This window comes from Streptomyces sp. 2323.1, assembly GCF_900221035.1.
GTDB classification, from domain to species: Bacteria; Actinomycetota; Actinomycetes; order Streptomycetales; family Streptomycetaceae; genus Streptomyces; species Streptomyces sioyaensis.
In genome coordinates, this window is record NZ_LT907981.1 from 6,331,139 (window position 1) to 6,353,579 (window position 22,441).

18 protein-coding genes are annotated in these 22,441 nt (G+C 73.4%); 13 read left to right on the forward strand and 5 right to left on the reverse strand.

The features are described 5' to 3' along the window. Positions 1 to 32 precede the first annotated feature (32 nt). From CPH93_RS27290 to CPH93_RS27300, 3 genes are all read left to right on the forward strand, one after another. Positions 33 to 1,082, forward strand: coding sequence for a FecCD family ABC transporter permease (locus CPH93_RS27290; protein ID WP_173909893.1), 1,050 nt, complete (start codon positions 33 to 35; stop codon positions 1,080 to 1,082). Then, entirely contained in the window at positions 1,079 to 2,197 is a 1,119-nt protein-coding gene (locus CPH93_RS27295; protein WP_096214346.1) for a FecCD family ABC transporter permease, read from the forward strand. Before CPH93_RS27290 ends, CPH93_RS27295 begins: the two co-directional genes overlap by 4 nt. 135 nt (positions 2,198 to 2,332) lie before the next feature. Then, a complete protein-coding gene (locus tag CPH93_RS27300; RefSeq protein WP_093482492.1) occupies positions 2,333 to 3,184 on the forward strand; it encodes an ABC transporter ATP-binding protein in 852 nt (283 codons plus the stop codon). On the opposite strand, the gene CPH93_RS27305 is transcribed toward CPH93_RS27300, so the two are convergent. Next, positions 3,168 to 3,515 (reverse strand): SCP2 sterol-binding domain-containing protein, encoded by a 348-nt coding sequence (locus tag CPH93_RS27305; protein ID WP_093482491.1) that lies wholly within the window; start codon positions 3,513 to 3,515, stop codon positions 3,168 to 3,170. The two genes, CPH93_RS27300 and CPH93_RS27305, sit on opposite strands and share 17 nt — an antisense overlap. A gap of 74 nt (positions 3,516 to 3,589) precedes the next feature. Between CPH93_RS27305 and CPH93_RS27310 the strand changes: the two genes are divergently transcribed. From CPH93_RS27310 to CPH93_RS27320, 3 genes are read left to right on the forward strand one after another with little or no spacing between them, the layout of a single operon-like run. Beyond that, positions 3,590 to 3,955, forward strand: coding sequence for a hypothetical protein (locus tag CPH93_RS27310; protein WP_093482490.1), 366 nt, complete (start codon positions 3,590 to 3,592; stop codon positions 3,953 to 3,955). A 7-nt stretch (positions 3,956 to 3,962) separates the two neighbouring features. Beyond that, positions 3,963 to 4,778 carry a TlyA family RNA methyltransferase gene (locus CPH93_RS27315; protein WP_093482489.1) on the forward strand — a complete coding sequence of 272 codons (816 nt, stop codon included), beginning with the start codon at positions 3,963 to 3,965 and terminating at the stop codon, positions 4,776 to 4,778. Continuing rightward, complete coding sequence (locus CPH93_RS27320; RefSeq protein WP_231976971.1) at positions 4,775 to 5,716, forward strand: NAD kinase; 942 nt, start codon at positions 4,775 to 4,777, stop codon at positions 5,714 to 5,716. The genes CPH93_RS27315 and CPH93_RS27320 overlap by 4 nt, the downstream gene beginning before the upstream one ends. Positions 5,717 to 5,776: 60 nt before the next feature. On the opposite strand, the gene CPH93_RS27325 is transcribed toward CPH93_RS27320, so the two are convergent. Then, complete coding sequence (locus CPH93_RS27325; protein ID WP_231976972.1) at positions 5,777 to 7,276, reverse strand: S41 family peptidase; 1,500 nt, start codon at positions 7,274 to 7,276, stop codon at positions 5,777 to 5,779. A gap of 282 nt (positions 7,277 to 7,558) precedes the next feature. Here CPH93_RS27325 and recN point away from each other — a divergent pair, with 282 nt between their 5' ends. The 5 genes from recN (at position 7,559) to CPH93_RS27350 (ending at position 15,997) form a co-directional block, all read left to right on the forward strand. After that, positions 7,559 to 9,286, forward strand: a complete 1,728-nt coding sequence (gene recN / locus CPH93_RS27330; RefSeq protein ID WP_093482487.1) for a DNA repair protein RecN — start codon at positions 7,559 to 7,561, stop codon at positions 9,284 to 9,286. 503 nt (positions 9,287 to 9,789) lie between these two features. Continuing rightward, positions 9,790 to 11,886 carry a bifunctional polysaccharide deacetylase/glycosyltransferase family 2 protein gene (locus tag CPH93_RS27335; RefSeq protein WP_096214347.1) on the forward strand — a complete coding sequence of 699 codons (2,097 nt, stop codon included), beginning with the start codon at positions 9,790 to 9,792 and terminating at the stop codon, positions 11,884 to 11,886. Between the two features lie 230 nt (positions 11,887 to 12,116). Further along, positions 12,117 to 13,418: an LCP family protein gene (locus CPH93_RS27340; RefSeq protein WP_096214348.1), complete on the forward strand. Its 1,302-nt coding sequence runs from the start codon at positions 12,117 to 12,119 to the stop codon at positions 13,416 to 13,418. Positions 13,419 to 13,506: 88 nt separating this feature from the next. Next, on the forward strand, positions 13,507 to 14,298 hold the full coding sequence (locus tag CPH93_RS27345; RefSeq protein WP_096214349.1) for a hypothetical protein: 792 nt from the start codon (positions 13,507 to 13,509) through the stop codon (positions 14,296 to 14,298). Positions 14,299 to 14,833: 535 nt separating this feature from the next. Beyond that, positions 14,834 to 15,997, forward strand: coding sequence for a glycosyltransferase family 4 protein (locus CPH93_RS27350; protein ID WP_096214350.1), 1,164 nt, complete (start codon positions 14,834 to 14,836; stop codon positions 15,995 to 15,997). 128 nt (positions 15,998 to 16,125) lie between these two features. On the opposite strand, the gene CPH93_RS27355 is transcribed toward CPH93_RS27350, so the two are convergent. Both CPH93_RS27355 and CPH93_RS27360 read right to left on the reverse strand, forming a co-directional pair. Further along, positions 16,126 to 17,754, reverse strand: coding sequence for a PucR family transcriptional regulator (locus CPH93_RS27355; RefSeq protein WP_096214351.1), 1,629 nt, complete (start codon positions 17,752 to 17,754; stop codon positions 16,126 to 16,128). Positions 17,755 to 17,996: 242 nt separating this feature from the next. After that, entirely contained in the window at positions 17,997 to 19,055 is a 1,059-nt protein-coding gene (locus tag CPH93_RS27360) for a LacI family DNA-binding transcriptional regulator (protein WP_096214352.1), read from the reverse strand. A 240-nt stretch (positions 19,056 to 19,295) separates the two neighbouring features. Between CPH93_RS27360 and CPH93_RS27365 the strand changes: the two genes are divergently transcribed. Further along, complete coding sequence (locus CPH93_RS27365; RefSeq protein ID WP_096214353.1) at positions 19,296 to 20,474, forward strand: beta-1,3-glucanase family protein; 1,179 nt, start codon at positions 19,296 to 19,298, stop codon at positions 20,472 to 20,474. 61 nt (positions 20,475 to 20,535) lie between these two features. On the opposite strand, the gene CPH93_RS27370 is transcribed toward CPH93_RS27365, so the two are convergent. After that, complete coding sequence (locus CPH93_RS27370) at positions 20,536 to 21,024, reverse strand: MarR family winged helix-turn-helix transcriptional regulator (RefSeq protein ID WP_096214354.1); 489 nt, start codon at positions 21,022 to 21,024, stop codon at positions 20,536 to 20,538. A 210-nt stretch (positions 21,025 to 21,234) separates the two neighbouring features. Here CPH93_RS27370 and CPH93_RS27375 point away from each other — a divergent pair, with 210 nt between their 5' ends. Further along, positions 21,235 to 22,401 (forward strand): cytochrome P450, encoded by a 1,167-nt coding sequence (locus CPH93_RS27375; RefSeq protein ID WP_096214355.1) that lies wholly within the window; start codon positions 21,235 to 21,237, stop codon positions 22,399 to 22,401. Positions 22,402 to 22,441: the final 40 nt, after the last annotated feature.

Genomic DNA, 22,441 nt, shown 5'->3' on the forward strand with positions numbered 1-22,441 from the left:
GGTCAATGTGAGGGTAGGCTAACCTAACTAGCGTGTTGGTTGACAGTCCCCCCGAATCACCGGCCGCCCCGGCCCCGGTGTCCCCCCGGCGACGGCAGGCCCTGCGCATTGCGGGGCTGTTCGCCTCCGTGGCCGTACTGGCCGTCGTCGCCGTCCTCGGCATCGCCGTCGGCGCGAAACAGATCCCCCTCGACCAGGTGTGGCACGGGGTGTTCCACTACACCGGCACCGACACCGATGTGGTCATCCGCGATGTCCGCTTCCCGCGCACCCTGCTCGGTCTGCTCGTCGGCGCCGCCCTCGGCCTGGCCGGAACGGTCATGCAGGCGCTGACCCGAAACCCCCTGGCGGACCCCGGAGTTCTCGGCATCAACGCCGGCGCCTCGGCCGCGGTCGTCACCGCCATCAGCTTCTTCGGCGTCACCTCGCTCTCCGGCTATGTGTGGTGCGCGTTCGCCGGCGCCGCGGCGGTCTCCGTCGCGGTGTACGTCCTCGGCGGCACCCGCAGCGCCACGCCCGTACGCCTGGCCCTCGCCGGCACCGCGCTGACCGCCGTCCTCGTCGGCTACCTCAACGCGGTCAACCTGATGGACACCGCGGCGCTGGACAAGATGCGCTTCTGGACGGTGGGTTCGCTGGCCGCGGCCACCATGCCGACGGTCACCCGGATCGCGCCATTCCTGGCGGTGGGCGCCGTCCTCGCGCTGCTGCTCGCCCGGCCGCTGAACGCCCTCGCGCTCGGCGACGACCAGGCGCGGGCGCTGGGCACCCGGCTGACCCGCACCCGTGTGCTGGCGATGGTCACCGTCACTGTGCTGTGCGGCGGGGCGACCGCCGCCTGCGGCCCGATCGTCTATGTGGGCCTGATGGTTCCGCATGTCGTACGGGCGCTGACCGGGCCCGATCTGCGCTGGGTGCTGCCGTACTCCGCGGTGCTCTCGCCGGTGCTGCTGGTCGGTGCGGATGTGCTCGGCCGGGTCGTGGCCCGGCCCGGCGAGCTCCAGGTCGGCATCGTGACGGCCCTCGCCGGCGGGCCGGTCTTCATCTACCTCGTACGGCGTCGGAGGATGGCCCAACTGTGAGCGCGACCGTGAAATCCGGGCAGGACACCGAGCAGACGCGGACGAAGGGGGCCGGGCGCGGCCGGGGAGCGGGGGCGGCCCGGCGGACCAGAACGGTGCGCACCAAGGGCGGGCTCTCGCTGCGCCTGGAACCACGCGCCCTGGGGGCCGGACTGCTGCTGCTGGCCCTCGCGCTGGCCGCCGGCGTCGCGTTGATCGGCTCCGGCGACTACCCGATGACGCCGGCCGAGGTGATCGCCACCCTGACCGGCGGCGGCGACGTTGGCCAGCAGTTCATCGTGCAGGACCTGCGGCTGCCGAGGGTGCTGGTGGGGCTGCTGGTCGGCGCCGCGTTCGGGATCGCCGGGGCGGTCTTCCAGACCGTCTCCCGCAACCCGCTGGGCAGCCCGGACGTCCTCGGCTTCACCCAGGGCTCGTCCGTCGGCGCACTGGTCGTCATCGTCTACTTCCAGGGCGGCGGCTTCGCGGTCGCCGCCGGAGCGGTCGTCTGCGGCCTGGTCACCGGTCTCGCCATCTTCCTGCTCGCCTGGCAGCGCGGCATCCACGGCTACCGCTTCGTGCTGGTCGGCATCGGAGCCGGAGCGATGCTCTACGCGATGGTGCTCTACCTCCTGACCAAGGCGAACATCGTCGAGGCGACCCGGGCCACCACCTGGATGACCGGTTCCCTAAACGGCCGTGACTGGGACCAGGTCTGGCCGCCGGCCGCCGTCTGCGCCGTCCTCGTTCCGCTGCTGCTGTGCCACGGGCGGGGGCTGCGCATGCTGGAGATGGGCGATGACGCGGCGGCCGCGCTGGGCGTACGGGTCGACCGGGTCCGCATCGTCGTGCTGATCGCGGCGGTGGTGCTGGTCTCCGTCGCCACCGCGGCGGCCGGGCCGATCTCCTTCGTGGCGCTCAGCGCACCCCAGCTCGCCCGGCGGCTGACCGCCTCGCCCGGCCCCAACCTCCTGCCCTCCGCCCTGATGGGAGCCGCCCTGCTGGTCGCCGCCGACGTCTCCTCGCAGCGGCTCTTCGGCGCGGACCAGCTGCCGGTGGGGGTGCTCACCGGCGTGCTCGGCGGCGGCTATCTGCTGTGGCTGCTGGCCACGGAGCGCCGGGCGGGACGGATATGAGCGGCCCGGGGAGCGGAGGCCGGCGGCGGATGCCCGCGGCCGCACCCTCGCCCGTACCGGGCGGCCCGGGCCGGGCGACGGTCCCGCGGTGCCGGGCAACAGCAGTGATACGACCCAACCCCCAGGAGTGCTGAAGTGAGCCGTCTCACGGCCGAGAAGGTCACCCTCGCCTACGACCAGCGGGTCATCGCCGAGAATCTCTCGGTCGCCGTTCCCGACCACTCCTTCACGGTCATCGTCGGCCCGAACGCCTGCGGCAAGTCCACGCTGCTGCGCGCGCTGTCGCGGATGCTCAAGCCGGCCGCGGGCGCGGTGCTGCTGGACGGCTCCGCGATCTCCTCGCAGCCGGCCAAGAAGGTCGCCAGGACGCTCGGGCTGCTGCCGCAGTCCTCGATCGCCCCGGACGGGATCACCGTCTCGGACCTGGTCGCGCGCGGCCGCTACCCGCACCAGGGCCTGCTGCGGCAGTGGTCGGCCAAGGACGAGCGGATCGTCGGGGAGTCGATGGCGGCCACCGGTGTGGACGGACTGGCCGACCGCTGCGTCGACGAGCTGTCCGGCGGGCAGCGCCAGCGGGTGTGGATCGCGATGGCGCTCGCCCAGCAGACGCCGCTGTTCCTGCTGGACGAGCCGACGACCTATCTGGACATCCAGCATCAGATCGAGGTGCTGGACCTGTGCGCGGAGCTCCACGAGGAGCAGGGCCGCACCCTGGTCGCGGTGCTGCACGACCTCAACCACGCGGCCCGGTACGCGACCCATCTCATCGCCATGAAGGACGGTGCGGTCGTCGCCGAGGGCGCGCCGGGCGACATCGTCACCGCGGAGCTGGTGGAACGGGTCTTCGGGCTCGGCTGCCAGATCATCGAGGACCCGGAGACCGGCACCCCGCTGGTCGTCCCCGCCGCCCGCCGGCCCCGGCACCGCGGCGGCCGGGCCGTGGCCGGGCAGGCGTCGGGCGGGGCGGCGGCTACAGGAGCGTCCTGAGGCGCAGCAGGTCGCGCAGGCCGGCCTCCAGCTTGACGCGACCGCTGCTCCAGGCCCGGGCGAAGTTCAGCTCCCCGTCGACCAGGGCGACCAGATCGTCGCCGGTCATGGTCAGGCGGATATCGGCCTTGTGCGGCGGCGGGCCGGGGACGGCGCGCACCTGCTGGATGGTGCCGTCGGCCAGCCGCCCGACGAAGGTCACATCGAGGTCCGTGATGCGGCAGCTGAGCGAACGGTGGACCGCGGTGGCCCCGCGGACCCTGCCGTCGGCCGAGGACATGTTCTGGGCCAGCCGGTCGAGAGCGGCGCGGCACTGGTCGAGGGTTGCCATCGGAAGCGACGATACGCCAGGTCGGGGACGGCTCGTTCGCCCTTGGCGCCCTTCGCCGAGGTAGCGTCGGGGGCATGGAACAGCCGATGTCCGGCCCGGAGCCGGAGGCACCCGCACCCGCCGGGCCGGGGCAGCCGGAGGAGCTCGTGGAGCCCGAGGACGGCGGAGCGGGGGAAGCGGCGGACGCCGGGCCTGCCGGGCCGGAGCGCCCCGCCGGGCCGCAGCCGATCGGGGTGGGCGTGACCCCCACCGGCCAGGCCGCGGTCGACGCCCGGCTGCGGCGCCTCGCCGACGCCGACCACCTCCCCGCCGAGGGCCACCTCCCGGTGTACGAGGATGTGCACCGTGGGCTGCGCGACGTGCTGGCCGGCCTCGACCAGCACCCCGGGCCGCCCACACCTTCCTCGACTTCCTCGACGACGCACGACAACAGGAGCTGAACCACAGGTGGCAGGAGTGGCACGACGCCGACTCGACGCGGAGCTGGTGCGCCGCAAGCTGGCCCGATCGCGCGAGCACGCCAGCCAGCTGATCGCCGCGGGCCGGGTGACCGTGGGCGGTGCGACCGCGACGAAACCGGCCACCCAGGTGGAGACCAGCGCGGCCGTGGTCGTCCGGGCGGACGAGAGCGATCCGGACTACGTCTCGCGCGGCGGGCACAAGCTCGCCGGCGCCCTCGCCGCCTTCGTTCCGCTCGGCCTGAAGATCGAGGGCCGGCGGGCGCTCGACGCCGGCGCCTCCACCGGCGGTTTCACCGATGTCCTGCTGCGGGCCGGTGCCGGCCATGTCGTCGCCGTCGACGTCGGGTACGGACAGCTCGCCTGGTCGCTGCAGAGCGACGAGCGGGTCACCGTCAAGGACCGCACCAACGTGCGCGAACTGACCCTTGACCAGATCGACTCGCAGCCCGTCGACCTCGTCGTCGGCGATCTCTCGTTCATCCCGCTGGGACTCGTCCTGCCCGCGCTGGCCGCCTGTGCGGCGCCCGACGCGGACCTGGTGCTGATGGTCAAGCCGCAGTTCGAGGTCGGCAAGGAGCGGCTGGGCAGCGGCGGGGTGGTGCGCAGTGCGCAGCTGCGGGCCGAGGCGGTATGTGCCGTCGCCGAGCGGGCGGCCGGACTCGGATTTGGCGTACTTGGCGTAACTGCGAGCCCGCTGCCGGGTCCTTCGGGAAATGTCGAGTACTTTCTGTGGCTGCGCGCCGGGGCGCCTGCACTCGACCCGGCGGACGTCGACCGTGCAGTGGCGGAGGGGCCTCGTTGACCACTACCCAGGCAGTTGAAGGCAGCGCAGCACACGAGAACGACGGTGCCGGGCGGACGGTGTTCCTGCTCGCCCACACGGGCCGCCCCGCGGCCATCCGCAGCGCCGAACTCGTCGTCCAGGGCCTGCTGCGCTGCGGCATCGGGGTGCGGGTGCTGGCGGAGGAGGCCGCGGACCTGCCGCTGCCGTCGTCGGTCGAGCGCGTCGAGTCCGAGCCGTGCGCGGCCGAGGGCTGCGAACTGCTGGTGGTCCTGGGCGGGGACGGCACGCTGCTGCGCGGCGCCGACTTCGCCCGGACCTCCGGCGTCCCGATGCTCGGTGTCAACCTCGGCCGCGTCGGCTTCCTCGCGGAGGCCGAACGCGACGACCTCGACAAGGTCGTCGACCGGGTCGTCACCCGCGCCTACGAGGTCGAGGAACGGATGACGCTCGACATCCTCGTCCGCAACAACGGCAACGTCGTGCACACCGACTGGGCCCTGAACGAGGCATCGGTGGAGAAGGCCGCCCGGGAGCGGATGCTGGAGGTGGTGACCGAGGTCGACGGCCGGCCCGTCTCCCGCTTCGGCGGCGACGGGGTGGTCTGCGCGACCCCGACCGGCTCCACCGCCTACGCCTTCTCGGCCGGCGGCCCGGTGGTCTGGCCCGAGGTCGAGGCCCTGCTGATGGTCCCGATCAGCGCACATGCGCTGTTCGCCAAGCCGCTGGTGACCTCGCCGCGTTCGGTCCTGGCCGTCGAGGTCCAGCCGAAGACCCCGCACGGCATCCTGTGGTGCGACGGCCGCCGCAGCGTCGAACTCCCCGCCGGCGCCCGCGTCGAGGTCCGCCGCGGCGCGGTCCCGGTACGCCTGGCCCGGCTGCACCACGCCTCCTTCACCGACCGCCTGGTCGCCAAGTTCGCCCTCCCGGTGGCGGGGTGGCGCGGGGCCCCGCACTAGGCACGCCCCGGCGCCCGTCCCTCGTAATGCAGCCGCTGGACGGGCCCGGGGCCCCCGGCCCTAGTGTCCTTCCCCCGGCGCCCCCCGGGCGAGGAGTTCCCTGGCGCGGGTGAGGGCGGAGTCGCGCCGGGCGGAGAGCTCGTCGTCGGTGAAGACCGGGGTGCGGACGGCGGGGGGTATGCCGGGGCCGTCGAAGGTGCGGCCGTCGGCGGTCAGGAACTCCTCGTTGGGCAGGCCGAAGGTCCAGCCGTTCGGGAGGGTGCGGCCCAGGACGTCGGAGAACACGCCCTGGGTGTTCTCGCCGATGCGGAGCGGGGCGGGGGAGCGGCCCATCAGGGCCTGGGTGAAGGTCTCGCCCGCGCTGACGGTGAGGCGGCCGGTGAGGACGGCGATCGGGCCCGGGTAGACGGGGCCCCGGTGCGGGCGGATCCGGCTCGGCTGCGGCGTGGTGAACCGGGTCGGGTCGTGGGGGTCGTTCCGCGTCCGCTTGCGGTACGCGAGGTACGGGCGGCCGGTGAGCCGGGAGGCGATCCGCAGACCGAGCGGGTCCGCGCCGCCGCCGTTGAGCCGGACGTCGATGATCAGGCCGCGCAGGGAAGTCGGCCCCTGGGTGCGGGCCTTGGTGAACACGGCGTCCAGGGCGCGGTCGAGCTCGGCGACGTCGCCGGCGTAGTCGCCCTCCTTCGTGTAGTGGGCGAACGAGGTGACACGGAAATAACCGAGGCGGCCGGGCAGATCCGCGTAGCTGAGCCGGCCGTTGGCCCACTGGTGCCGGACGACTCCCGGGCCGAGGTTCGCGGCGATCGCCTTGTCGATACGGGCGGTGGACTCGCGGGTGGGCAGCACCGTGCCGGGACGCATGCCCGCGAACCACTTGTCCTTGCTGACGACCACGCGGGTGTGGGCGTCATGCAACGGCTCGATCATCTTGCGGAACACCGCGAAGAGTTCGTCCTCGCTGGTCCTCGCCGTGATCTGCGGCCGGAAGCGGTCGCGGACCGCCGTCCAGTCGATCTTCTTCGCACGGAAGAAGGGGTAGTTCTCGGCATAGGTCTGCCAGAAGATGTCGAAGACCGTCCGGGGATCGTGCGGTGTGCGCCGGGTGCAGCGGGCGGGCAGGGCGTCGATGCTGTGCAGGGTGCGCCGGCCGACGTTGTCCTCGATGGCCAGCCGGGCGCGGCCGGCGCCGGCCGGTACCACGGTGATCGGGGCCGAGTCCGGGACCGTGAAGCGGAGGCTGCCGTGTGCGCCGGGAGCGCCCGCGCGGGTGCCCGTGACGGAGCCGGGCAGACAGCTGATGCCGGTGGCCTCGTAGGTCCGCAGGCTGCGGCCCCGGAGTGTGACGAGGGTGCCGTAGCCGTCCATCCGCCAGACGCCCTGGAGGGAGTCGGCCGGGGTGCGGGCGGACCGGGCCGCCGCCGGGTCAGCGGTGGCCGCACGGCCATCCGCCCCGGAGCGGTCCGTACGGAGCGGGCCGGCGCAGGCCGTGGTGGCGGCCAGGACGGTGGCGGCGGTGAGGGCGGTGAGCAGTAACGCCGCCGTGCTGCGGGGGCGGCGCACGGCGTCATCCCCGCCCCCCAGGCGCGAGCCGGAGCCCGCACACCGCCGTATGCACCGATCCGCTGTATGCACCGATCCGCCCGACATGAGCACACCTTTCGTTCCGGCTTCCTTCCGGCTTCGTTCCGGACCGTGCTCAGCGTGAGGGCCGGGCAGGCGCCCGCACCATGAGGCATCCACCCGCTTTGCGGTGGGGTTTTCCGCAGGGCGGGGGCAGGAGTGAGGGGAGGCCGTCGCGGGGCGGCCCCCGGACCTCGTAAGGTCGTATCCGTGTTGGAGGAGATGCGGATCCGGTCCTTGGGCGTCATTGACGATGCCGTTGTCGAGCTGTCCCCGGGCTTCACGGCGGTGACCGGCGAGACGGGCGCCGGCAAGACCATGGTCGTCACCAGCCTCGGCCTGCTGCTCGGCGGGCGCGCCGACCCCGCCCTGGTGCGGATCGGCGCCAAGTCGGCCGTCGTGGAAGGCCGGATCAGCGTCGGCTCCCGCGCCCCCGCCGCGGTACGCGCCGAGGAGGCCGGCGCGGAGCTGGACGACGGGGCGCTGCTGATCAGCCGCACCCTCTCCGCGGAGGGCCGCTCGCGCGCCCACGTGGGCGGCCGTTCCGTACCGGTCGGCCTGCTGGCGGAGCTGGCCGACGACCTGGTCGCCGTGCACGGCCAGACCGACCAGCAGGGCCTGCTGCGGCCGGCCCGGCAGCGCCAGGCCCTGGACCGCTACGCCGGGGACGCGGTCGCCGTCCCGCTCGCCAAATACACCGCCGCCCACCGCCGGCTGCGTGCCGTCGCCACCGAGCTGGACGAGCTGACGACGCGGGCCCGGGAACGTTCCCAGGAAGCCGATCTGCTGCGCTTCGGCCTCGACGAGATCGCGGCGGCCGAACCGCAGCCCGGTGAGGACACCGAACTCGCCGCCGAGGCCGAGCGGCTCGGTCATGCCGAGGCGCTGGCCTCGGCCGCCACCGCCGCGCACGCCGCGCTGGCCGGCAACCCCGAGGACCCCGAGGGCGTCGACGCCACCACCCTGGTCGCCGGCGCCCACCGCGCCCTGGAGGCCGTCCGCAGCCACGACCAGGAACTCGCCACGCTCGCCGAGCGGCTCGGCGAGATCGGCATCCTGATGGCGGACGTGGCCGGCGAGCTGGCCAGTTACGCGGACGGTCTGGACGCCGACCCGTTGCGGCTGGCCGCCGTCGAGGAGCGCCGCGCCGCCCTGAACCACCTGACCCGCAAATACGGCCACGACATCGCGGCAGTGCTCACCTGGTCCCAGGAGAGCGCCGCCCGGCTCGCGGACCTGGACGGCGACGACGACCGGATCGGCGAGCTGACCGCCGAGCGGGACGCGCTGCGCACGGAACTGGGCGAGCTGGCCCAGACGTTGACCGACGCCCGCACCGCCTCGGCCGAACGTTTCGCCGACGCGGTCACGGCCGAACTCGCCGAACTCGCCATGCCGCACGCCCGGGTGACCGTCGAGATCCGCCAGACCGAGGTCGCCGAGGACGCCGACGGCATCGCGGTCGGCGGCCGCACCGTGGCCTACGGACCGGCCGGTGCCGACGAGGTCGAACTCCTCCTGGCGCCGCATCCGGGCGCCCCGCCCCGGCCCATCGCCAAGGGCGCGTCCGGCGGTGAGCTCTCCCGGGTGATGCTCGCCGTCGAGGTGGTCTTCGCCGGCTCCGACCCCGTACCGACGTACCTCTTCGACGAGGTCGACGCCGGGGTCGGCGGCAAGGCGGCGGTCGAGGTCGGCCGGCGGCTGGCCCGGCTCGCCAAGTCGGCGCAGGTCGTGGTGGTCACGCACCTCCCGCAGGTCGCGGCGTTCGCGGACCGTCAGTTGCTGGTGGCGAAGACGAACGACGGCTCGGTCACCAGGAGCGGCGTCACCGTCCTGGAGGGCGAGGAACGGGTCCGCGAACTCTCCCGGATGCTGGCCGGCCAGGAGGACTCCGAGACGGCCCGCGCGCACGCCGAGGAGTTGCTGGAGACGGCGCGTACGGGGAGCTGAGCCGCTTCGTCCGGGCGTGGTGCGTCAGGCCCCCGGGATGTGAGCAGTGTCTCCTCCGCGTCCGAGCCGCCGGCCGCCGGGGGACCACCTTCCGGCACCACCGGGAGGGGAACGCGCACCCACGGCCGTGAGCCGACGGCGGCCGGAGAGCCGTCCTGCGGGGTGGCGTTGATCACGGGCCGCCCGCTGCTGCGTCATCGGCCCCCCGCTCCCGCTGCGCCGCCGCTTGCGCAGGTGTGACAAACCTCCTGATCGCGGCAGGCGCGCTCATGATCCGCGGTGTCTACCCCGGCAGCGTCATGAGTACACTCGCCCACCATGTGTGAGGCCCGACGGTATACAAAACGGCGCAAAATATCCGATGACCGACCATGGGTTGATGCTTCCCCCCGGTGCGCGAGGGCTCCGAGGAATCTGCTCGATATCACGGCAAATGCCCCGTACCGGACCCTAGTTGTCCGAAGAAGGGACACAGTGACGCCTGCCGGCGTCCCGGGGGCGATGTGAGGCGCCGCGCGCAGCGTGCCCGGCACCGGCAGTCCCGTGACCCGCGCGGCCACTGGCTGCTGCTGTGCATGGTCCTCCCGGTGATGTTCGGCGCCCTGCTCTTCGAGGGCTGGACCACCCACGAGGTCGACGCCGCGAAGACCCGCAAGGACTGCACCACCCCCGTGCCCAGGTCCGTCGAGAAGGGCGGCCCGGTACTGCGGTTCGACGGCGGCAAGGTGGTCTCGTCCGCGGTGCCGGCCCGTACGGTGGCGCTCACCTACGACGGCGGACCCGACCCCGTATGGACGCCCCGGCTGCTCGACCTGCTGCGCAAGCACCACGCCCATGCCACGTTCTTCCTCCATGGTGCCCAGGCGGCCCAATACCCGGACCTGGTGCGGCGGATCCGGGCCGAGGGCCATGAGATCGGCTCGAACACCTACACCGGCGCCGCCATGGGCGAGTCCTCGCCGGTGCGCGCCTCTCTGGAGCTGTCGCTCACCCAGAAGGCACTGGCGGGCAGCGCGGGCATCCACACCAAGCTGCTCCGGCTGCCGCAGACCACCGCGGTGGACACCATGTGCGGCCCCGAATGGAAGGCCGCCGAGAAGGCCGGCGCGCAGGGGTACACCCTGGTCGCCGCCGACCAGTGGTACCGCAAGCCGTCGCAGGGCGTGATCCGGCAGTTCAGCCAGAACGACCTCGCCTACCTGGGCACCAAGGAGCTGCTCGACAACCCGAGGGTCGAGAAGTTCACCACCGTGACGGCGGGCGTCCGGCAGCCCTCGCCCGACGCGCCGGTCTCCGCCGTCGAGCGCTGGACGGGTACCGCCCTGATCTGGGCCAAGGCCCTGGGGCACGCCTTCGTCAGAGGGATGGCCTGGGTGCTCGCCATCGCGGGCGGGCTGGGGCTGCTGCGACTGGCGATGCTGGTGTTCCTCGCCCGTGCCCACGTCCGGCGGCTGACCCGATTCCGTCCCGGATCGCCCTGGCTGCGTGAGGTCACCGACCCGGTGACGGTCCTCGTCCCCGCCTACAACGAAGAGGCGGGCATCGAGTCCACCGTCCGTTCGCTGCTCGCCTCGACCCACCGGCAGATGCAGGTCATCGTGATCGACGACGGCTCGACGGACCGGACGGCGGACCTCGCCACCTGGATCGACGATCCCCGGGTGCAGGTGATCCGGCAGCCCAACGCGGGCAAGGCGGCCGCCCTCAACACCGGTCTGGCCCACGCCCGGTACGACATCGTGGTCATGGTCGACGCCGACACCGTCTTCGAACCGGACGCCATCCAGCGCCTCATCCAGCCGCTCGCCCACCCGGCCGTCGGCGCGGTCAGCGGCAACACCAAGGTCGGCAACCGGCGCCGTCTGCTGGGCAGATGGCAGCACCTGGAGTACGTCTTCGGGTTCAACCTCGACCGCCGGATGTTCGAGGTGCTGGAGTGCATGCCGACCGTCCCCGGTGCCATCGGCGCCTTCCGCCGGGACGCGCTGATGGGCATCGGCGGGGTCAGCGAGGACACCCTCGCCGAGGACACCGACCTGACGATGGCCCTGTGGCAGGCGGGCTGGCGGGTGGTCTACGAGGAGTCCGCCGTCGCCTGGACCGAGGTGCCCACCTCGCTGCGCCAGTTGTGGCGGCAGCGCTACCGCTGGTGCTACGGCACGATCCAGGCCATGTGGAAGCACCGCGGGGCCGTCCTCCAAATGGGCCCGGCCGGGCGCTTCGGCCGCCGCGGGCTGAGCTATCTGGCTCTGTTCCAGGTCGCCCTGCCGCTGTTCGCGCCGGTCGTCGACATCTTCGCGCTGTACGGGCTGCTCTTCCTCGGCCCCTGGCAGTCGGCCGGCGTCTGGTGCGGCTTCCTGCTCGTCCAACTGCTCTGCGCCGGATATGCGCTGCGCCTGGACGGGGAGAAGATGCGGGCGCTGTGGGCGATGCCGTTCCAGCTCCTGGTCTACCGGCAGTTGATGTATCTCGTCGTCATCCAGTCCGTGGTGGCCTTCCTGCTCGGCACCCGTCTGAAGTGGCAGCGGATGCACCGCTCGGGAACCGCCGCGCAGCAGATCGGGCAGCCGGTGGCCTATCAGAGCGTGTCGTCGAGGTGAACGAGCCGGCTGGGGGCGGGCCCCGTCACAGGGCGCCCGCCCCGCCTCCGGGCGCCCGCAGCCGCCGGCCCATCTGGCCTCCCACACACCCCGGTTCCCGCACGAAGACCCCGCCCGCATATACACCCCGCCACGCACGAAATCCGTATTCCTCCCCCAAACATCATTCCTCTGGTGCGGAATTGCGCACCATTTGGTGAAGGGCTCGTGAGCATGCAGACTGTCCGCCCATGAATGACTGGCTGGACGGGTCCCACGACACCCACCACTACGGCGGCGCAGCGGAACCGCCGCACGCCGTCACGGGGCAGATATGGCAGCACGCCCCGTACGCGCCGCAGCCGGTCGCCGCCAGACCGCTGAACGGCCGTCCGGGCGGCGAGGACCCGTACGCCGCGTCCGCCCCGGCCTCGACCGGTGCTCCTGTGGCCGCCCCGGCGTTCCTGCCCGACGGCGACGGCTCGTACGGCGGGCCGCCCGCGCACGGCGGACCCGGCGGACCCGTGCGCAGAAGCACCCGGCCCGCGGCCACCCGCCCCACCCGGCGCCGCCGGATCCTGCGGCTCGCGGGCCTCCTGATCGTTGTGACCCTGCTCACTTCCGTCGGCACCTATACCTGGGCCGACACCAAGCTCGAGCGCGACGTCGACTTCGGCAAGCTCGCCGCCCGGCCGTCATTGGGCAAGGGCGCCAACTATCTGATCGTGGGCTCCGACAGCCGCCAGGGCCTGTCCGGAAAGCAGCTGAAGGACCTGCACACCGGCGGCTCGGCGGACGCGGGCCGCCGCACCGACTCGATGATCCTGCTGCACACCGGCGCCCACGGCACCACGATGATGAGCCTGCCGCGTGACTCCTGGGTGACCATCCCGCCGTACATCCGCCCCGAGACCGGCAAGCACTACGCCGCCTCGAAGGACAAGCTCAACGCGGCCTTCTCGCGCGGCGGTCCCGAGCTGCTCATACGGACCATCGAGCACAACACGGGCCTGCACATCGGGCATTACACGGAGATCGGCTTCGCGGGCTTCGTCGGCATCGTGGACGCGGTCGGCGGGGTGCCGATGTGCCTGGACAAGGCCGTCAAGGACAAGAAGTCCGGCGAAAACCTCACCAAGGGCTGCCACACGCTCGACGGCCGCGCCGCGCTCGCGTTCGTCCGCCAGCGCCACCAAGAGGCCCAGGGCGACCTCGGCCGCGGCCAGAACCAGCAGAAATTCCTGGCCGCGCTCTCCCACAAGGCGGCCACCCCCGGCATCCTGCTCAACCCGTCCAAGGTCTACCCCACGATGAACGCGGGCCTCGGCACACTCATCGTCGACAAGAACATGAGCCTGTGGGACCTCACTTCGCTCTTCGAAGCGATGAAGAACGTCTCGGCCGGCAACGGCACCCGCCTCCATGTCCCCGTCTCCAGCCTCGCGTTCCAGACCCCCAAGGGCAGCGCGGTGAAGTGGGACGTGCCGCGGGCGAAGAAGCTCTTCGCGGAGCTGCACAACGATCAGCCGGTGACGGCCGGGGCGAAGGGCTGAGTGTGCTGTCCGGGTACATCGGCCCCGCATGACGCGCCCTAGGGTGACGGGAGTTGAGCCCGGCAGGGTGCGGGGCGAGGGGAGTGACGTGGTGACGGCGGCAGGCGGCGGGGCGCTCGGGCGGATCACTTCGTTCCTGGGGGCGGCGGGGGCGACCCGGGCCGCTTACACGGCGCTGCGGAAGCGGCCGCCGGGCGGCGCCGCCCGGTGGGAGCGCACGAACCATGCGGGCCGGACCGTGCAGCTGCATGCCGGACTCGCGACGGTCACCGGCACCGCGCTCGCCGCCGCCGGTGCACCGGGGTTGTCCGCCCGTACCCGGGCCGCCACCGCGCTGGCGGTGCTGGCCGCCGGGGGCTGCGGGGCCTACGACGACATGTGCGGGGCCGGCGACCCCCGCCGCGGATTCCGGGCGCACCTCTCGGCGCTCCGGGACGGCGAGGTGACCAGCGGCGCCGTGAAGCTGTTCGGGATCGGCGCCGCCGGGCTCGCGGCGGGCGCGCTGCTGAAGCAGCGCCCGGCCGACAAGCTGCTGGCGGGCGTGGTGATCGCGGGCTCGGCCCACCTGGTCAACCTCCTCGACGTCCGGCCGGGCCGGACGGCCGGCGCGGTCCTGGCACTCGGGGCGCCCGGGCTGCTGCGCCGTGGACCGGCAGGCCCGCTGTCCGCCGCGCCCCTGGGGGCGGTGGCGGCCGTCGTCGCGGACGACCTGGGAGAGCGCACGATGCTGGGGGACGCCGGCGCGCATGCCCTCGGTGCCGCGCTCGGCCTCGCCGTCGTCACGGGCAACGGCCGTCGCGGACTGGCCGCGCACGCCGCGGGGCTGATCGCCGCCGCGGCCGCGGGGGACCGCATCAGCCGGGCGGCCGCGGCACTCTGAGGCCCGCCAGGGCCAGCCGGGCGAGAGGCCGGGGCGAGAGGCCGCCCGTCCGAGGGACGGCTGCGTCCGGGATCGCCGTCCGTACGAGCTATATGACACATGTCCGGAACAGGCGCGATGTCTGGGGTGTGGGGGTGCGCCCCGCAACCGCCTCCCGTACGCCCGGATCCGGACAACCTCCGGGCGCGCCCCGGCCAACGGCGCACGCGCCCCTCGGGGTGGTGGCAGGCGCACTCCGCAGAGTGGGCACGCCCTACGGACCGTTAACACGCGCGGGCGGTTTGTCGTCCATGTGGGTGATCTGGTGGGCGCTGGGGTGAGACTTCCCACCGGAACGGCGGGCCGACGGTGCCGAATTGACGTCGCCGGGCTGGCATCCTGGGCGCGTGCGCAACCCCGGGCGGACTCGCCGCGTCCGGCCCGTCCTCCGGGCGGGCAGGCGGTCGGTCGCGGGTCGCGCGCCGCAGCACCCCCAGCAATCGGACCCGGCCCGCCGGTACGGTCCGTCCCGCCCCGACCCAGGAGCCCCGATCACGTGATCAGCACCCCGACCTCGGCGCACGGGCTGTCGCCGCTGCGCACGGTCCAGGTGCTGGGGCACGGCAGCGCCGGCAGCGCCGCGCATGTTCGCTCGCTGGCCGAAGGGCTGGTCGCGCGCGGGGTGCGGGTGACCGTCTGCGCCACACCGGAGGCCGAGCAGGCCTACGACTTCGCGGGTGCGGGCGCCCGCTTCGTGCCCGTCCCGCCGCGGATGGACCCGGCGAGCGTCGCCCTGCTGCGCAGCGCCTGCTGGGATGCCGATCTCGTCCATGCGCACGGCCTGCGGGCCGGAATGCGTGCCTCGATGGCGTTGCGCGGACTGCGCGGCCCCCGGGGCGGCGGGCGGGTCCCCCTGGTCATCACCTGGCACACCAAGGCACACACCGAGGGCGCGCGGGCCGGGCTGGTGCATCTGATGGAGCGGCGGGTGGCGCGGGCCGCTGCCGTCGTCCTGGGCGCCTGCTCCGATCTGGTGGACCGGGCCCGCGAGCGGGGTGCGCGCGATGCCCGGCTGGCGCCGGTCGCCATTCCGGGGCCCCGGTCCGGTGGTGCCCCCGCCGAGCCCGAGGACCAGGACCGGATGCGCCACAAGGAGCGGGCCGAGCTGGGCGCGGTGGACCGCCCGCTGCTCCTCGCGGTCGGCCGGCTGGACCCGAGCCAGGGCCATGACCTGCTGCTGGACGCGGCACACGCCTGGTGCTCGCTCGATCCGCAGCCGCTGGTCGCCATCGCGGGGGAGGGCGAGCAGCGGGCCGTGCTCCAGCGCCGGATCGACACCGAGCGGCTGCCCGTCCAGCTCCTCGGCCGCCGCGACGATGTGCCCGAACTCCTCGCCGCGGCCGACCTGGTGGTGCTGCCCAGCAGATGGGAAGCGCGCTCACTGATCGCCCAGGAGGCGCTGCGCGCCGGGGTGCCGCTGGTCGCCACCGACACCGGCGGCACCCGCGAACTGGTCGGCCGGGCCGCGGAACTGGTCCCCTACGGGGATGCCGCCGCCCTGGCCCGTACCGTTCTCGCGCTGCTCGCCGACCCCGCACGGCGGACGGCGCTCGCCGAGGCGGGCCGGACCCAGGCGGCCGGCTGGCCCAGCGAGAACGACACCGTCGCCCAGGTCCTCAGCGTCTACGACGAGTTGGCCCAGCCGGTTCAGCCGGTGTAGCCAGTGTGCGGCGGCCGGCACACGGGCGCCGCCACGGCCGTCGCCGCCGCCGGTTCGCTCGCCTGGACGGCGGCCGAGACGGTCGACCGGCTAGCGCACTGCCCTTGGGCCCCGGCGACCGCTGCCCGTCACCCCTTGTCCGTATGGCGTCTGGCGCGCAGGGCCAGCCGCAGGCCCAGCACCGTCTGCGGATCGTCCAGGTCCGTGCCCAGCAGCTGGGCGATGCGGGCCAGTCGGTCGTACAGCGTCTGCCGGTTCACATTCAGATCGCGGGCGGTCTCGGCCTTGCGGCCCGCGCTGGCCAGATAGGCCTCCAGCGTCGGCAGCAGCGGCTGGCGCGCGCCCCGGTCGTGCGCGAGCAGCGGCCCGATGGCGCGCTCCACGAAGTCGGTGAGGACGCCCTGCTCGCCGTGTTCGCGCATCCGCCACAGCAGCAGCTCGATGTCCAGCCGGCGCGCGTCGTACCAGGGTGCTGCCGGCAGGCCCTGGGCCGCGGCCGCCGCCTGCGCCGCGTGCCGCAGCCCGGGGCCCGCGGCCGCCCAGCCGCCCGGTGTGCCGACGACGATCACCGGGCGGTGCGCGGCCGGCCGGTCCAGGCCGGCGCGGACGACTCCGGCGTGCAGGGCCTCGGCGATCCGGTCGGCGAGCGCCGCACGGTCCTGGCCCGCGCGCAGCGCGACGAGCACCGGGACCCGGCCCTCCACGGGGCGTACGCCGAGGAGCACCGGCACGCCGGGAGCGGCGAGTTCCTCGCGCAGGGCCTGGGCGAGCAGCGCCCAGCTGCCGGGGGAGGGGAGACCGGCCGGCAGCCGCATCACCACCGGGAGGACGGGTTCCGTACCGGGGCGGAAGCCCAGCAGGCGGGCCTGGACGGGCGCCTCGGCCGCGGTGATCCGGCCCTCCGCCAGATCGGCGAGGAAGTCGCCGCGGCCCCGGGCGGCGAGCACCTCCTCCTGACGGGACTGGAGCATGACGACGGCGAGGAGATCGGCGGCCCGCTCGGCGGCGATGCGGTGCACCGGAGCCAGCGGGGTGTTGACGGGCAGCAGGACGAGACGGGCCCGGACCGCGTCGGGGCCGTGGCCGCCGCCGGGGACGTCGATGCGTACGCCGGTGTCGCGCAGCCCCTCCCAGGCCAGCAGCGGGTCGGCGTCCGCGGGGCCGTCGTCGCCCTCCGGCCCCGCCGCGTACAGCGGGCTGCCGTCGGGGGCTTCCAGACAGAGCGGGTTGCCGGTGAAGCCGGCCAGCAGCCGCAGCACCTCAGGGGCGCCGCCGCCGCGCAGCAGCACGTCGGTGCAGCGCCGCAGGACCTCGTCGGCGCGCCGCAGCATCGCATAGTGGCTGTTGATGATCTCGGTGTGGATCGCCTCGGTGACCGTGACGTACGGGACCTCACGGTGCAGCTGGATCAGCGGCAGTCCGCAGTCCCGTGCGGCGTCGACCAGTGCTGCGGGCAGCGAGGCGAAGCGGGAACCGAGTTCCACGACGAGTGCGGCGATCTCGCGGTCCGCGAGCTTGCGGATGAACGCCCGCTGCTCGGAGGGGCGGGCACCCAGCCCCAGGCCGGTGGTCAGCAGCAGCTCGCCGCCCTTGAGCAGCGAGGCGATGTGCGGGACCTCGCCCGCATGCACCCAGCGCACAGCACGGTCCAGCCGGTCCCCGCCGGCCAGCACCTCCGGCAGGCCGCGGCGCAGCGCGGGCAGCTCGAGCGCCCTGCGCACCGTGATCTCGGTCTCCATCTTTGCTTCCGGGCCCATGGCCAGGAACGGTACCTGCAGTCCGCTATCCGGAGGGGGTCGGTCCGGATCTGTGTGGGTGTGTGGTGGCGGGTCGTGGTGTCCCGGCCCGGCCGCCGCCGGGCCTGTTCTGCCGCGGCGCCCGCTCCGCCGAGCCCGTCCGCTCCGCCGAGTCCGTCCGCCCTGCCGGGCCCGGCCGTCGCGGCCGAGGCCGTCCCGCCGCCTTGAGACCGCCGCGGCCGCGCCTGTCCCGCCCCCGCCCGTCACGTCGACTCCCGCACCACCAGCCGCGCCTCGGTGATGATCGGCGCCGGCTCCACCGGGCCCGGCCCCTCCGCCCCCGCCTTCTCCCGATCCAGCAGCCGCAGCAGCAACTGGGCCATCAGCCGCCCCATCTCCTCCACGTCCTGCCGCACCGTCGTCAGCGGCGGATCCGCCCAGGCCGCCGGCTCCAGATCGTCGAAGCCCACCACCGCCACCTCGTCCGGCACCCGCCGCCCGTGCGCCCGCAGCATGCGCAGCGCCCCGCTCGCCATCAGATCGGAGCAGGCGAAGACGGCGTCCAGATCCGGTGCGGCCCGAAGGAGCTCGGCCATCGCCCGCTCGCCGCCCTGCGCGGTGAACCCCCCGTCCGCGATCAGCCGCGGATCCGGCTCCGCCGGGCCCAGCGCGTCGCGGTAGCCGTCGAGACGGTCCACCGCCGAGGCCTGGTCGAGCGGTCCGGTGATCACGGCGATCCGGCGCCGGCCACGGCCGAGGAGATGGCGTACGGCCTGGCGGGCGCCGCCGCGGTTGTCGGTGTCGACGTACAGCGGCGGCGGTGTGCGGTCCGCGCCCGCCCAGTCGGGCCGGCCGCCGTAGACGGTGGGCAGCCCGGCGCGCTCGGCGAGGGCGGGCAGCGGGTCGTCGCGGTGCAGGGAGAACATCAGCGCCCCGTCCACGTGCCCGGCCGACAGCCAGCGGCCGATGCGGTCGTAGTCGGCGCGGCCCTCGACGAACATCAGCAGCAGCTGGGTGTCGGCACGGGCCAGCGCCCGGCTGATGCCGCGGAGTTGGCGCCCGAAGAACGGATCGCTGAAGACCCGGCTCTCCGGCTCGGCGATGATCACGGCGACCGCTCCGGTGCGGCGGGTGACCAGGGAACGGGCCGCGCTGTTCGGTACGTAGCCCAGCTCGGCCACCGCGCGGTGCACCCGCTCCTGGACCGCGGGCCGTACGCCGGCGCCGCCGTTGATCACGCGGGACGCCGTGGCGCGGGAGACCCCGGCGAGCGCCGCGACCGCCTCCAGCGTCGGTCGGGGGCCGTTCGGCTGAGACCTCATCCAACTCCTTTTATCACGCGGTGACTTGACGAGTGGCCGTCGGGTCGGCAGGGTTCACTGCGCGGGAGGTGAGAGCGCTCTCACGCGGGGCGCTCACGCTGCACCACGCCCCGGCCGCCGGGTGGAGACCACCGGCCACGGAACTCCCCACCGCACTCCCGCCCCACGGAACTCCTCACCACCCCCACTGCATCGAGGAGAGAATGTCATGAGCATGCCGATCCGCCCAGGAGTGGTCTCATGATCACCCGTCGCCGTCTGCTCGGCGGGCTCACCGCCGGCGCCGCCACCACCCTCGACCTCGCCCGGGCCGGCCGCGCCCTCGGCGCCCCCGCCCGGACCGGCGCCTCCGCCCCGTCCGCCGCCGGCATCCCCCTGCACCTCGTCAACCGCTCCGGCGCCTACGCCAACTCCTCGGTGTGGGTCTACCTCGTCGGCAACGACGGCACCCGGCAGGTGCATGTGACCCCGGACGGCGAACTCCGGCCGGTCGCCCTGGCCGACAACGGGCCGGACGGCTTCACCGACTACGCCATCCCGCTCGCCGCGAGCGGCACCACGACCCTCCGGCTCCCGCCGATGTCCGGCCGGATCTACACCGCGCTCGGCGGCAAGCTGAAGTTCAAGGCGGTCCGGGACGGCAACGGCAAGGCCGCGCTCGCCTACCCGGCGGGCTGGGTCTCCGGCGACCCCAACTACGGCGTCGTGCACGACTGCGCCGAGTTCACCTTCCACGCCGGCGGGATGTACTGCAACACCACCATGGTCGACATGTTCAGCGTTCCGCTCGCGATCACGCTCACCGGAGCGCGGCAGCAGACCACCGGCACGCTCAAGGACGGCGCCCGCGCCGCGGTCTTCTCCGCGGTCCGACAGGCCGAGGGCTTCGACCGGCTGGTGATCGACGACAAGCGGGTGATCGCCCCCGGACACGGCCTGGACAGCGGCCTGTTCGCCGCCGACCACCTCGCCCCGGCCATCGACGAGGCCTGGGCCGCCTACGAGCACAAGGACCTGACCGTCACCACCGACGCCGGCACCTTCACCGGCCGGACCCGCGGCGACACCCTCACCTTCACCGGCCCCCGCACGGTCTCCTTCAGCAAGCCGTCCACCCGCGACGTCCTCTTCTGCGACGGCACCCTGGCCGCCCCCAACGACGGAGTCCTCGGCCCGGTCGCCGCCGTCCTGGGCGCCGCCCTCAACCGCTCCACCCTCGCCGGCCACGCGCGCCAGCCCACCACCGACCCGGCCGCCTTCTACCAGCAGCGGCTGACCAACCACTACGCCAAGGCCATGCACGCCGCGACCCGCGACGGCAAGGCCTACGGCTTCGCCTTCGACGACGTCGGCGGCTTCGCCTCGTACATCGAGGACCCCGCCCCGACGGAGATCACCCTCACCCTGACCCCCTTCTGACAACAACGGTGCCGCCCGGAAACCGGACGGCACCGAAGAACGCCCGGCGGTCGATCGCCCGTCACGCGTCCCCGTCTTGCCGTGTGAGCTGAGTGTCCATGGTGGAGCGCAGTTGGGTCAGGACGGCCTCGAGTTGCTGAAGCAGCTCGGACGGGTACCGGGACAAGACGGCGTCCTGGCGTGCGTTGACGGGGCCGAAGAACGCATCCGCGCGTTCCTTGGCCTGGGGGGTGCTGCGCAGGGTGACGATCCGCCGGTCGGTGTGTTCGCGGGTGCGGACGACGTATCCGGCCCGTTCTAGGCGGTTGAGCAGTGCGGTCATGGCCCCCGAGGACAGGGGGATGCGGTTGCCGAGCAGAGCTGGGGACAGCGGGACGCCCCTGGCTTCGGCGGAGGCGATCTCCAGCAGAGCGAAAGCATCGGTGGAGTGCACGCCGATCTCTGCGGCGAAACGTCGGCCCAGTTCGGTGAAGCTCGCACCGTAGGCCCTGAGATCTTCCGCCAGTTGCTCGCGCTGCGCCGCGATGCCACCGGGCACCGATTCGTCCACCGGGCCCCTCCCTCTTCCTTTGCCGCCGACGGCTCATTTCGCCGGCACGCGTTGACAACCTGTCGCCGAGCAGCATAGCTTCCTCGCGAAGTCACTTCATGGTGAAGTATTTTGCCCATGAAGTGACTTTGGCGTGGAGGCGTAAAAGGTCGCGGCACGCACCAGAGCGCCATCGATCGCCCCGTCCCTCCCCCTACTCATGGAGCCCAGATGCTGAACGCTCCCTACCTCAAGGGCATCGACCCGTTCGCCGCAGCCGTCCGCAGCATCACCGAACCCGACCCGGTCCACGCCGCCCTGCGCGCCGCCGGCCCCCTCGTCCAAGTGGACGCTCCGGCCGGCGGGCGGGCCTGGATCGTGACCGACAACGCCCTGGCCCGCGAGGTGCTCCTCGACCCCCGGATCTCCAAGGACCCCGCGTGCGCGCCTCCCGGCTGGGACCGCTACACCGCCGGACTTGAGCAGACCGCCGCTGAGCAGCCATCCCTCACCACCCTCGACGGCCCCGAACACGCCGAACTGCGACGCGCCCACGCTCCGCTCCTCAACGCCCAACGGATCCACGAGCAGTCCGATCGGATCCACGCGATCGCCCGGAAGTTACTCACCGAGCTGGCCGCCGACCGCACGGAGACCGACCTCATGGCCGGCTTCACCACCCGCTATCCGCTCACCGTGCTGCTCGACCTGCTGGACATCCCCCTCGACCACGTCGACCAAGCCGCCGACGCCTGCAGGCAGATGCTCAGCAACCAACCCGGCGCCCAGGGCAGCGCGATCGCCGCACTCGCCGAACTCGCCGCTTCCGGGCTCGGCGACAACCGCCAGGGACTCGCCGCCGAACTGCGTGACCGAGTCCCCGCACACACCACCCAAGAGCAACTGCGGTACCACTTGTTCGCGCTGATCTTCGCCGGACAGCTCACCACCGACGCCGCCCTCGGCACCCTGATAGCGCACGCCCTCGCGGACCGCCCGCACCAGCCCCCGGCCGACGAAGTGAGCATCGACGAACTGGTCCGTGAGACGCTCAGGCAGCACCCGCCCGCCCCGTTCACCCTCTGGCGGTTCACCACCACCGAGATCGAACTCGCCGGGACACGACTTCCCTCCCGAGCACCCGTGCTCGTCGACATCCAGGGAATCAACACCGACCCCGCCCGCTCACCCGGACCGGACCTGGCCTTCGGCGCCGGCCCGCACTTCTGCATCGGCGCCCAACTCGCACAACTCGAACTGCGCGCGGTGACCACGGTGCTGCGAACCGACTTTCCCAGAGCCTGCCTCGCCATCCCCTTCACCGAGCTCCAGCAGGCCACCACCGGCGGGCTACAAGGAAGCCGGCTGACTGCACTCCCCGTCACGCTGCACGGCTGAGCAACAGAGCGGCAAGACCTCACCGCCACCAACGGGATCC

Excerpts from the sequence above, each read along its gene's own strand:
- CPH93_RS27305 (WP_093482491.1), bottom strand. The coding sequence starts at position 3,515 with ATGGCAACCCTCGACCAGTGCCGCGCCGCTCTCGACCGGCTGGCCCAG.
- CPH93_RS27310 (WP_093482490.1), top strand. The coding sequence starts at position 3,590 with ATGGAACAGCCGATGTCCGGCCCGGAGCCGGAGGCACCCGCACCCGCC.
- recN (WP_093482487.1), top strand. The coding sequence starts at position 7,559 with ATGCGGATCCGGTCCTTGGGCGTCATTGACGATGCCGTTGTCGAGCTG.
- CPH93_RS27340 (WP_096214348.1), top strand. The coding sequence starts at position 12,117 with ATGAATGACTGGCTGGACGGGTCCCACGACACCCACCACTACGGCGGC.
- CPH93_RS27355 (WP_096214351.1), bottom strand. The coding sequence starts at position 17,754 with ATGGGCCCGGAAGCAAAGATGGAGACCGAGATCACGGTGCGCAGGGCG.
- CPH93_RS27360 (WP_096214352.1), bottom strand. The coding sequence starts at position 19,055 with ATGAGGTCTCAGCCGAACGGCCCCCGACCGACGCTGGAGGCGGTCGCG.
- CPH93_RS27365 (WP_096214353.1), top strand. The coding sequence starts at position 19,296 with ATGATCACCCGTCGCCGTCTGCTCGGCGGGCTCACCGCCGGCGCCGCC.
- CPH93_RS27375 (WP_096214355.1), top strand. The coding sequence starts at position 21,235 with ATGCTGAACGCTCCCTACCTCAAGGGCATCGACCCGTTCGCCGCAGCC.